The organism is Companilactobacillus ginsenosidimutans (assembly GCF_001050475.1).
In the GTDB taxonomy this organism is placed as follows: domain Bacteria; phylum Bacillota; class Bacilli; order Lactobacillales; family Lactobacillaceae; genus Companilactobacillus; species Companilactobacillus ginsenosidimutans.
Genome location: NZ_CP012034.1, coordinates 1,469,654 through 1,480,901, shown reverse-complemented (window position 1 = coordinate 1,480,901; position 11,248 = coordinate 1,469,654). Strand labels below are relative to the sequence as shown.

Here is an 11,248-nt window from a genome sequence, read left to right as displayed (position 1 = left end):
AACTATACTTAAACTATAAATATATTTATTACAGGGGGATTTACTATGAAACTAGCTAAGCCGTTATTAGTTACAGCACTACTAGGTCTGGGGATCACGACTGTTGTGAGCAGTCCTGTATTAAGCGAGTTATCAGGGGTTCAAACTTCAGAGGTTAAGGCGGATGCCAATACTGATTCTGCAATTGGTGCTGCTGCTTTCAATGAGATGAACCGTTTGAGAACTCAAAATGGTTTATCAGCACTTTCTTGGGATGGTGATTTGCAGACAATCGCTAATAATAGATTGAACACTTTACTATCCATGCATTATCTAGATTATCACGCGGGGTTGAATCCAGACGTATATCCTGATAGATATAATTATTTCACGAGAACTGAGATTATTGGATTTCATGGTGCAGGTACAAGCATGGACAACATGGATATCAATCAAAAGGGGCAACAAATTATCAAAGATTATTATATTGATAATGGCAATCCTACCTTTGGTCACAGAAAGACTATGCTGAGTAGATTTGAGGATCACGCTGCTTTCGCTGCAGCTTATGATGATCAAGGAACTATTTTCCACGTCTGTGTATTTGGTGGAACTCAAGCAACATTTGATGCTCAAGGTGGGGACTCAGCATGGAGCGTTTGGACAAAGCAATATAATAATCCTGGAATTGCTGGAGTTTCTCAAGATCATTACGATGTAGTTGATGGATCAAACACAAATTCAACTGGCAATGCAGAAAACTTATATGATAAAGGTACTGATTCACAGTACGGATATCATTACCTTTCATTAATGAACAATGGTCAAATGGGAACTATTGTTATCAAGAACAGTGTTGCGCCACTTTACACATATCAAGGTACCAAAGTCATGAACCGTGGGGTAGCTCCCGGTTCTGGTTGGGCAACTGACAGATATATCACTATTGACGGAACAACTTACTATAGAGTTTCAACAAATGAATTCGTTAAAGAATCGGATGTATTAGGATAATAATGACAAAGCTGGGATTAGTATTTCCTGGCTTTTTTTGCTGCAATATAAATAAGCAATAATTATGATCTCATAAAAACAATTAATGATTGATAAAACTTTCTCATTTGAACTGATTATCACAAACTAACGTCTATCAGGCATATTTGAACTTTCTATTTACAACTGAGAAAACACTGATAAGATAGTGTTATTATTGAGTTGATATGCAATTAAGAAAAAAGTGCAAACGTTTTACAAACTTTGATTGCTTTATCACAAGAATATAATTAAAATATATAATATAGGAATATTTAGTTTGTATTGAAAGGATGGATAGCTTAATGAAAAAGTTTATCGCCATAGTTGGTTCCAACTCAAAAAAATCAACAAATCGTCAATTATTACAATTTATCCAAAAACATTTTGAAAATGAGGCTGATATTGAATTAGTCGAAATCAAGGGTCTACCAATATATAAGAAGAGTCCTGAAAAGACTGTTCCGGAATACGCAAAAGAAGTTGCTAAGAAAATTGAAGCAGCGGACGGTGTTATTATCGGAACTCCAGAATATGACCACTCAATTCCCGCTGTTTTGACTAGCGCACTAGCTTGGTTGTCATATGGACAACACCCATTTGTCGACAAGCCAGTTATGATTACCGGTGCATCATACGGATCACTAGGATCATCACGTGCTCAAGCTCAACTTCGTCAAATTTTAGATTCACCTGAAATCAAAGCTAGAATTATGCCTAGTTCAGAATTCCTACTTGGACACTCACTAGATGCATTTGATGAAAATGGCAACTTGAAGGATCAAGAACAAGTTGTTCAACTAGACGGATTATTCCAAGATTTTTTGAATTTCGTCGACATTTCAGCTCAATTAAACAGCTCAACTGAAGCAAACAAACAAGATGCTGCAGACTTTAACTGGGAAGACAATAAATAAGGGGGAGTTACTATGATGAAATTAGTTGGTATCGCAGGCTCAATCGCAGACCAATCATATAACCGTATGTTGTTGAAATTTATGGCATCACATTTCAACAGCCAAGTGGATATCGAGATTTTGGACATCAATGACATTCCAATGTTCAATCAAGATGAGGATGTATCACAAGGTGATGCAATTCAATACATCGCTAAAAAAATTCAAGCAGCTGATGGTGTTATTCTTGCTGAACCAGAGCACAATCACACTGTAACTGCTGCCATGAAGAATCTTATCGAATGGCTTTCTTACAGCATTCATCCATTAGATGGCAAACCAGTCTTAATCGTTGGTGCATCATACTACACACAAGGTTCATCACGTGCTCAATTACACTTAAGACAAATTCTTGAATCACCAGGTGTTAACGCAATTTGCTTGCCAGGAAATGAAGTTTTACTTGGCAATGTTAAAGGTGCATTTGATGATAACGGAAACTTGAAGAGTCAAGGTACAATCGACTTTATCGGCGGTACATTAGCTAAATTTATCAAATTTGTAAAAGTTATTAATATGATTGGTAAACAAAGTGACGACTCATATGAACAAGAAGATTTGGATGCCAAGAATCCGGTTGACACAACCGTTACAAACGTTGAAATGAATGCTAAAGATTGGGTTGAACAAGCTGCAGTTAAGACAAATGCCGTTGACGGCAAAGCTTACGTTAAATTGGATCGTGGACTTTTGACAGTTGACCAAATCAACTATTTCTTGAACACTATGCCAATGGAATTAACATACGTTGATGACAACAACCAATTCATCTATTACAACAAGACAATGGATGGAAAAGATATGTTAGCATCAAGAACACCAGATCAAGTCGGTGACCGTATGACAGACGTTCACCCACCACGCGCAATCAAACACGTAAAACAAGTTATCCATGCCTTACGTGAAGGTAAGAGTGACTTGATTTCAATGCCAGTACCTGGTAACAACGATACAAGACACGTAATGCACTATTACAAAGCAATGCGTGATGAAAATGGCAGATATCGTGGAGTAAACGAATGGGTACTCGACATGTGGCCAATCATCGAACAATACCTCAAACAAACAGGTAAGAAATTAGTCGCAGATCCAAATGCCAAAGTAGACGCAACAGCCGGAGCATCAGAAGGCTCAGATTCTGCCAAAGCCGATGTAGATGCAAATGCTGGAGCATCAGAAGATGCCGACACAACAGTCGCACCCGCAGCACCAACACCAGATGTTGATGCTAACTCAGGTGCTTCAGAAGCATAACAATATGTGATTTATGAGGAGTATTGAGATTGATTCTTGATACTTCTTTTTTGTGTTTTGAATAAATATTAAATAACTCCAAAAACGTAAGTTTGCATGATACAATTTAAGTCAATAATGACGTTTAGCCATGGGGAAAATAATATATGAGTGATTATGATAAATTAAAACAAGTTGCATATCTGAATGCTGATAACGTTGAACGTTATCGTCGGATTATGCACTTTTTTTATACCGAAAATCAGCGGATGAATAACTTACTATATAAGTAAGATATTCTTGAAGGCGTTAGGGATTCAGGATTGGCTGATTATACTGCTGACCAACTGGATAATGATCTGAATTTGTTGACTGAATGGGGTAATTTGCAGGCTCAACAAGAGATGACTCATCCAAAGACAATTGAAGAGTATCGGAATAAACATTTTAGATATCAAATCACGACGGTAGGAATTGCCATTGAAGAATTCATACAGTCATTGCCAAGTGAGGATGAGAACTCGGGGGATTTGGATTCACATTTATTCGAAAGATTGCTGGAAGTCTTAAACAAATTGAACTCGTTTGATAATCAGAAATTATTGGATGGATGGGAAGACTTGCATGATAGGTTTGACAAAATTCGCCGTAATGCAACAGGGTATGTGGCCTATTTGACCTCTAGTAAGGTAGAAGACTTAATGCAGACCACCGAGTTTCTAGTCTATAAATTAAAATTCATCGAATATTTACGAGAATTTATTCGTAAGATGCAACAGACCAGTGTGGCGATTGAAACTGCATTGAATGGTGTATCTGAGGATACTATTCAGAAAATCATTAAGCTACAAACTGAACACGATGAGAAGAAACCAACTTTTACAAAGCAAAGTTCTCAAGAAACTGCCGGGAGAATAACTGAAACTTGGAAGCATATTCGTGACTGGTTTATTGATCAAGAGGGGCGTGACAGTGAATACACTAATCTGATTGCCCAAACTAATGAGGCGATGAGTCGTGTAACCAGCATTATTCAAACTATTACTGAAAGCAATCAGCAACATCGAAGTCGGTCTAAGGATTATTTGCAAATTGCTAGTTGGTATCAATCAATTGTCGATAGTGCATCTGATGAAGAAGCTAAATTGTCTGACGCGAATAAGCTATCATCATTACTCTTTAGCTTTGGAAAAACTAGACATGTGCAGGCTGCTGCCATGAATGTCACCAACCAATTGGATGAATTATGGAAAATGGAAGTACCAAATGCTGAATTGACATCTAAAAGTCGGAAGAATAGAGCCAGGGTTGTAAACAAGCCTTTTGTTAAGGATCCGGAGAAACAAGCTCAAGTACGTTTGGCATATCAAAAGAAACAACAAGAGACTCGAGCAATGTGGAACAAATATTTGGAAGGTGGATCACTTCAATTGTCGAATATTCACGAACTTCCGATTGAAATGCGACATGATTTAATTAGATACTTTTCATCAGCAATGGTTGCGTCAGATCACCGAGTTGCTACTAAGCTAGGCTGGGTTTTTGAAGTTAAAATTGATCGGAAACGACTGGTAACTGTGCAGTTTTCAGATGGATATTTAACGATGCCAGATACGGAATTCAAAATTGTGGGAGGGCAAGAAATTGAAAAATGATGAAGATATTCGAATTTGTTTAGATGCTTTGCTTGAAAATCGCGTAATTTTAGATAACAAGCAATCGGAACTGTTTCGACTAATCAAGAAAAATACTTCTGATTTGAGAAAGCTCTGCCTTAACGACCTTGGGATGAGATTAATTGTGAATGCGCATTTTATTAAATTGGAAAAAATTCCAGAATATCCGCAATCGTTTATGGGAATTGAAAATTTTGATGAAGTTGAAGATTATGTCATGTTTGCTTGTGTTATGTCTTTCCTTGAGGAGACTGGTCCGGATACACCTTTTTTGTTGCCGGATTTAACCGACAATCTGAAAAGAAATATGCCAGTGAAGATTGATTGGACTGAGTTTCAAATTAGAAAAAGGTTAGTCAGAGTTATCAAACAATTGGTAGAACTATCCGTGATTAATGTCTTGGATGGTAACTATGATGAGTTTGACCGCAATGAAAACGAAGAGGCGTTGTTCACAGCAACAAATTATTCCCGTTACTTGTTACGAAGATTCCCGGAGAACTTACAAAATTTAGAAAGTTGGGAACAGCTTAAATTTAGTCCCGATGAACACGCTACTAGAATTAAGGTTATCCAAAGTTTATTTATTTCCCCTGGAATTTGCCGCACGGAGGAAACTGAAGAATTATTCAGATATATGCGGAATCAACAAAAATTCTTAATTGATTATTTTGAACGTTATTCTTATTACGACTTTGAACTATCTAAAGATTTAGGATTGTTGGTTAGCCACAACCGACGCGCCCAAATTAAATACATTCCTGATAATAGCAGTGCTGGGGACCTGTTGATGATAGTTGGGGATAAATTGCGTGATGGTCAGTTTAATACTGATGAATATGGCCAAATCCATCTTGGAATCTCACAGTGGCAAAGTATTGTGTCTGAGGCTGTGATTGATAATCAAGAACTTTTGTCAAAAACATATCGGGAAAAATCACTTGAACTATTGGCTAAAGAATTATTAGCTCAAACTAATCAGACTGGCTTGACTAAGTTAAATGATACTGGGATTGTTGTTACACCAATTTTTGCCAGATTGAGTGGCGAATTTATTAAAAACGACTAGGAGAAGTCATGGAAAATCAATATGTTTTAAATCGATTGGGATTAATAAACTTTTGGTATTATCAAGATCAGATTTTTGAATTAAGCGATGGCCATTTACTCCTGCGTGGTAGTAATGGTGCGGGTAAATCAGTTACTATGCAGAGTTTGATGCCAGTCCTACTTGACGGTAACACTGAAGCTAGTCGTTTAGATTCTTTTGGTAGTCGCGACCGTAAAATGTTGGATTATTTGCTTGGCGAGAAAGATGTCAGTGGAAAAGACGAAGCAGTTGGATATTTATGGGCGGAATATAAGCTTGGTGATAAATATATAACGACTGGGATAGGGATGCATGGACGCAGAAATTCCACCAACCTTGACCGCTGGTACTTTGTAATTGAAGATGGTCGAAGAATCGGTGCTGATTATGACTTTTCACTTCTAACAAATGAAACGGAAAACTCTGCCACGACCTTAAGCAAGAAACAATTGAAGAATCAGTTAGTTCAAGGTGGCAATGTTTTTGATAAAGCTAAGGATTACGCGAAATACGTGAGCAACCATATTTTTGGATTCAATTCTATCGAGGATTTTGAAGATACGATTAGTTTATTGATTCAACTTCGTAATCCTAAACTGAATAAAGATTTCAAGCCGGATGATTTGGAAAATATTTTGGCATCATCACTTCCAAGCTTGACGGATGACAATGTGCAAGCAAGCGCCCAGACTTTGGACCAAATTGAGAGAGCAAATTCGAATATTCAGGATAGCAAGAATCAGGAAAAAGCGCTTCAACCACTTCTTAGAGCATTTAACAAATATCGTAGAGATCAATTATTAACGCTAGCCCATACATCGAAGAAACATTCAGATGCTTATTTGAGTTTGAACAAAAGGCTTAATGATGTTGAGAATGAAAAACAAAATAATCTACAATTACAAGATGAGTTGACTCAGTCTGTCGATAATTTGGAAATTGAACTCACTGCTCAAGGAGATCTTCGAAACAAGCTTTCCAGTAATAAACTTTTTGGGTTGGCTGAAAAAGAGACCAAGCTAGAGAAGGACCTTGAGAATATTTCGAAGGATTATGAGAATAAACATAATCAAGTATTACAAAATCAAGTAAATATTGATACTCAACAAGATAAGCAGAACGGACTGAATTATAAGAAGGCTGAAACTGAGAATGAGTTGAAGAAATTGAGTGAGAAGATGCAAAACATTGCTGACAAGCTTAGTTTTACAATTCAACATCAATTGATAATCTCTTCAACTTCTGAGAAAACAGATATTGACTTTAAACATTGGATTACAGAAGCTCATGAGTATCAGAGTAATTTACGAGCAATCGTCAATTTATTTGAGAAACAGTCCCGAGTTGAAGAAAATATTGATCGATTAGACAGGTCGTTGAGTGTGGAGAATGATAAGCTCTCAAAGATGCAGCTTGAACAACGTGACTGGGAATCTAGTTACAATGAATATTTATTCAATTTAAAGCAAGCGTTGATGGATTATCGTGACTCTTTGAGCTTTGAAATTACTCATGAAGTTATCGGAACCGTGCAGTCTAATTTGGATAAAATTTATACCTCTGAAGTTTCTGATTTTTCTGTTGCTGTGAAACCAATTATCGATGAATTCACTAATAAAAGTGCCGAACTTAAAATTCAAGAAAAAGAAGTTACAGCTGAGATTGACCAAATTGATCAAGAAATTGGTGATTTAAAAGCAGAGCAGGAAAATATCCGTTCGCAAAAATATCCTGTTCCGGAACGATTATCTAGACGTGAAAAAGCACGTGATCAACAGTCAGATGGTGTTCCGTTTTATCAACTGCTGGACTGGAATCCTGATATTTCTGCTGATGTTGCCGGTAAATTGGAAGGTGCATTACTAGAGAGTGGCATTCTAGATGGATTGGTTACTCAAGATGGGAAAATTGTGGTTGGGGATTCCGTTTTGGTAGCTGAACCCTTATTAATGCAGCAGACTTTAGCGGATTATTTGAAAGCTGATTTGGATTCCGATGTTAATATTGAAAAATCCCAAATTACTGAACTGTTGAATAGTATTGCCGTTGATGATACTAATCATGATGTTCAAACCATGATTACCGTTGATGGTGAATTTAGAGTTGGAATTATTTCTGGAAAAGCTCAACCGGATTATGTTTCTCAATTCATTGGTGCGACTGCTCAGAAAAAATATCGTGAATCACAAATTGAGAAGATTCAGGGGGAGATTAATCAAAAGCTTAGTGACAGAGAGTTGACAACCAAAAGGCTTGAGGAAACTCGTCAAGAAATTGTTCGTGTTGTCGACGATCAAGCCAAATTACCTACAGATGATGATTTGCATCAAGCTCATCATCAGGTAGAAGTATGTGACCACAATATTGAGTTGCAAAGAAACACGGTAAGTCAAGCTAGTGTGGCACTTGAAGCTGAAAAAGAATCCTCTCAGAGGATTAGATTGGGAATTAATCAGAAAACTCAGAATATTAAGATTGCTAAAAATGAGGAAGCTTTTGTTCAAGCGACTCAATCGATGGAATCTTATTTGTCTGGGATTAATGAATGGAAACAGTTTGCAAATAACATCAATAATCAGAATGAACGAATTAACGATGTTATTGAAAGACTAGCTGAATTGGAAAACGATTTGGTTGAAAGAAAAACTGAGTTAACGACATTATATGAAAAGAAGCAACAGATTAACTTTGCATTGGCCTCTAATAAAAAATTGCAGGGTGCTGCTGGTGATCTGGCTGATATTCGTAAGCAAATAAAGGATATCGACGATAGAATAGAATCAATCAAGCACCAGCAAAAAGGTAACAATAAGCGACTGCATGAGCTTGCTGGTAAGGTTGGGTCATATGAAAGTGATATCAATCTTTTCTCAACACAACTCGAGTTTGAAAAACCTTTTTCAGCATTGTTGATTCAAACATTTGATAAAGAATTGAGCATTGAAGTTGGTGACGATGAGTCGGACCAAGATACGTTAAGAACTGAATTGTTAGACGAGCACATGCCAGAAGCTGACAAGCTAAGTCACGATATTGAAATCGTCAATCGACAATTCAATACGCAAAGTAATGACCTCTTGGATTTCGGTCCTAAACAACGAAGTCGGTCTACTTTGACTGAGCCAGATTGGATTAATGACTTTTCAGATTATCAAGCTGAAATTGATAATTGGCGCAGAGATTTGAATATCCAGCAGGAAGTATTAGTCGAGTTATCAGGTGTCGACAGTTCCGTTACTCAGTTGGACGAAAAACTGAAGCAACAAATTTCGATTAACCAAGAAGCTATGACACAAGGTGAAGAGGAATTATTCCGAACAATTATTTTTGACAGCTTAGGTAAAATTATTCGCCAACGAATTAATAAGGCTCAGGATTGGGTCGATAAGATCAACCTTGTCCTTCGTCAACAGGAAAATAATTCTAACTTGAAATTGAATATTAAGTGGGAGATTAAGCCTAGTGACGAGTTGAGCGATACTGATAATCAAGAAGGCGTTAATTTGCTGAAGAAGGATCCTAAGGCCCTAACTGATGCTGACTTGAACAAGATTAAGCGTTTCTTGAATAGCAAGATTAATGCTAGACGTGCTGAATATGAGGATGAAGGCAAGTCAGTTCAAATGACTACTGTCTTGAGGGATGCACTCGATTACCGTGAGTGGTTCCAGTTTAGAATGTTTTACACTCAGAATGGGAAGAACAAGCGCCAATTGACTAGGGCTGTTTTCAATAGATTCTCTGGTGGGGAAAAAGCTATTACGATGTATACGCCATTATTTGTTGCCATGTCGGCAAGGTATGATAATGCTAGTGATTTTGCACCTCGAATTATTACTTTGGATGAAGCATTTGCTGGGATTGACGAGAGCAATATCAGTCAGCTTTTCAAAACCATCAATCAACTAGGATTCAACTACATCATGAATTCTCAACAGTTACAGGCCGAATATTCAACTGTCCCAAGCTTGAACACCTATGAATTATTGAGAGCCAAAGGTGAAGCTGGAGACTTGGTGACGACAATTAAGATTCATTGGAACGGAAAGAATAGGGAAGAATAGTGGCGAAGGAAGCATTAGATTCAGCAATAAAATATTTCAAATCGAGTCCGGTGTTCATCAAACTGATGAAGGAAATGGCTGGCAAATATTATTCATATGGTGAATTCAAAGGAACCATCGATAAGGAATTATTGGGTAATAATGCATCTCTACTGGCTTTCTTAGGAGTAAATAAGTTTCGATGGGAAAAAACTAAGCGGTTTAAAGTATCTGATTTTGAAGAAGCTTTAGAGCATAGTAGATTTGCCGGGATTAGTATTTTTGAACTCGTTCAAGGAGTGATTGGAAAGAAGTTAGTCACCAAGCAATCGATTGACGAGGAAAATGAAAGAGCGTTTCAACGATTTTTGACTTCTGTTCAAGTATCAAATCCCAAAGTGTGTAGTATTTTATCTGAATCAAAAATAAAATCGTATTACACCCGCGATGCAATCCTTGATGATTTTATACAGGTCGAAAAATGTCTTAATAATATTCCAGCTCAACCGACTAGATTGCCTGTATTTGCATTTCTGATACTAAAAAATCCCCACGGGCTCGACAAAACAACCACCGTAGGGAAAATGTTTTTAGAATGTATTAAGTTATTAAGGCCTAAACTGACAGACGGGAATGAAATTTATTTGAGTGTGAACATAGTTAAGGATGATATTTTGAATTTTGTTACAGTTCAAAACATTGATGCTAATGACGATTTATTTCATGCGGCTTCGAGTCAACACATGGTTTGGAATGTTCCTCTCATGAAACTACTTGAGCTTGATTCTGCTTTTCCATCAAAGGGTAACAAGGTTTTCTTAATTGAAAATTCCAGTGTCTACGCAATTATTGTTGATAAACTTAAAGATATACCAATTATTATGACAAGTGGTCAGTTCAAATATTCAACGTGGAAATTATTAAGCTTGTTGCCGAAAAATGTTGAAATATACCATTCAAGTGATTTGGATCCAGCCGGACTAATTATGTCTAATAATTTAATGGAAAAATTTGGAGACAGAGTCCATCTTTTTGGAATGTCGTCAGAGATTTATCTTAAAAAAGTAGATTCCGGTGTAAAACTTACAAATGAGAATCTTTCCAAAGTAAAGGGTATTAATAACCCAACTTTACAGTCACTCAAGCAAAATCTGATTACACACCATAAAGCGGTATATCAAGAATCTGAAATTGAAGAATTGATTGATGAAATTCAGATAATTTCGGAAACTGATTAAT

8 protein-coding genes are annotated in these 11,248 nt (G+C 36.9%); all 8 read left to right on the top strand.

What is annotated here, in order from left to right; all coding sequences use genetic code 11:
* The first annotated feature begins 45 nt into the window (after positions 1-45).
* The 8 genes from ABM34_RS07620 to ABM34_RS07590 all read left to right on the top strand — a co-directional run bounded on the left by ABM34_RS07620 (position 46) and on the right by ABM34_RS07590 (position 11,247).
* Positions 46-993: a CAP domain-containing protein gene (locus ABM34_RS07620; protein WP_048704724.1), complete on the top strand. Its 948-nt coding sequence runs from the start codon at positions 46-48 to the stop codon at positions 991-993.
* A gap of 323 nt (positions 994-1,316) precedes the next feature.
* A complete protein-coding gene (locus ABM34_RS07615) occupies positions 1,317-1,928 on the top strand; it encodes an NADPH-dependent FMN reductase (RefSeq protein ID WP_048704723.1) in 612 nt (203 codons plus the stop codon).
* Between the two features lie 15 nt (positions 1,929-1,943).
* On the top strand, positions 1,944-3,221 hold the full coding sequence (locus ABM34_RS07610) for an NAD(P)H-dependent oxidoreductase (RefSeq protein WP_048706450.1): 1,278 nt from the start codon (positions 1,944-1,946) through the stop codon (positions 3,219-3,221).
* Positions 3,222-3,367: 146 nt separating this feature from the next.
* The gene (locus tag ABM34_RS13555; protein ID WP_157023254.1) at positions 3,368-3,493 is read left to right on the top strand and encodes a DUF2397 family protein; all 126 of its coding nucleotides are present in this window, start codon (positions 3,368-3,370) and stop codon (positions 3,491-3,493) included.
* Between the two features lie 30 nt (positions 3,494-3,523).
* Positions 3,524-4,855, top strand: a complete 1,332-nt coding sequence (locus tag ABM34_RS07605) for a TIGR02677 family protein (protein ID WP_048704721.1) — start codon at positions 3,524-3,526, stop codon at positions 4,853-4,855.
* Positions 4,845-5,945: a DUF2398 family protein gene (locus ABM34_RS07600; RefSeq protein ID WP_048704719.1), complete on the top strand. Its 1,101-nt coding sequence runs from the start codon at positions 4,845-4,847 to the stop codon at positions 5,943-5,945. Before ABM34_RS07605 ends, ABM34_RS07600 begins: the two co-directional genes overlap by 11 nt.
* An 8-nt stretch (positions 5,946-5,953) precedes the next feature.
* On the top strand, positions 5,954-10,030 hold the full coding sequence (locus ABM34_RS07595) for a TIGR02680 family protein (RefSeq protein ID WP_048704717.1): 4,077 nt from the start codon (positions 5,954-5,956) through the stop codon (positions 10,028-10,030).
* Entirely contained in the window at positions 10,030-11,247 is a 1,218-nt protein-coding gene (locus ABM34_RS07590; protein WP_048704716.1) for a TIGR02679 domain-containing protein, read from the top strand. Before ABM34_RS07595 ends, ABM34_RS07590 begins: the two co-directional genes overlap by 1 nt.
* The last annotated feature ends 1 nt before the right edge of the window (position 11,248 follow it).

Coding starts and splice junctions, on each gene's coding strand:
- ABM34_RS07620 (WP_048704724.1), top strand. CDS start 46: ATGAAACTAGCTAAGCCGTTATTAGTTACAGCACTACTAGGTCTGGGG.
- ABM34_RS07615 (WP_048704723.1), top strand. CDS start 1,317: ATGAAAAAGTTTATCGCCATAGTTGGTTCCAACTCAAAAAAATCAACA.
- ABM34_RS07610 (WP_048706450.1), top strand. CDS start 1,944: ATGAAATTAGTTGGTATCGCAGGCTCAATCGCAGACCAATCATATAAC.
- ABM34_RS13555 (WP_157023254.1), top strand. CDS start 3,368: ATGAGTGATTATGATAAATTAAAACAAGTTGCATATCTGAATGCTGAT.
- ABM34_RS07595 (WP_048704717.1), top strand. CDS start 5,954: ATGGAAAATCAATATGTTTTAAATCGATTGGGATTAATAAACTTTTGG.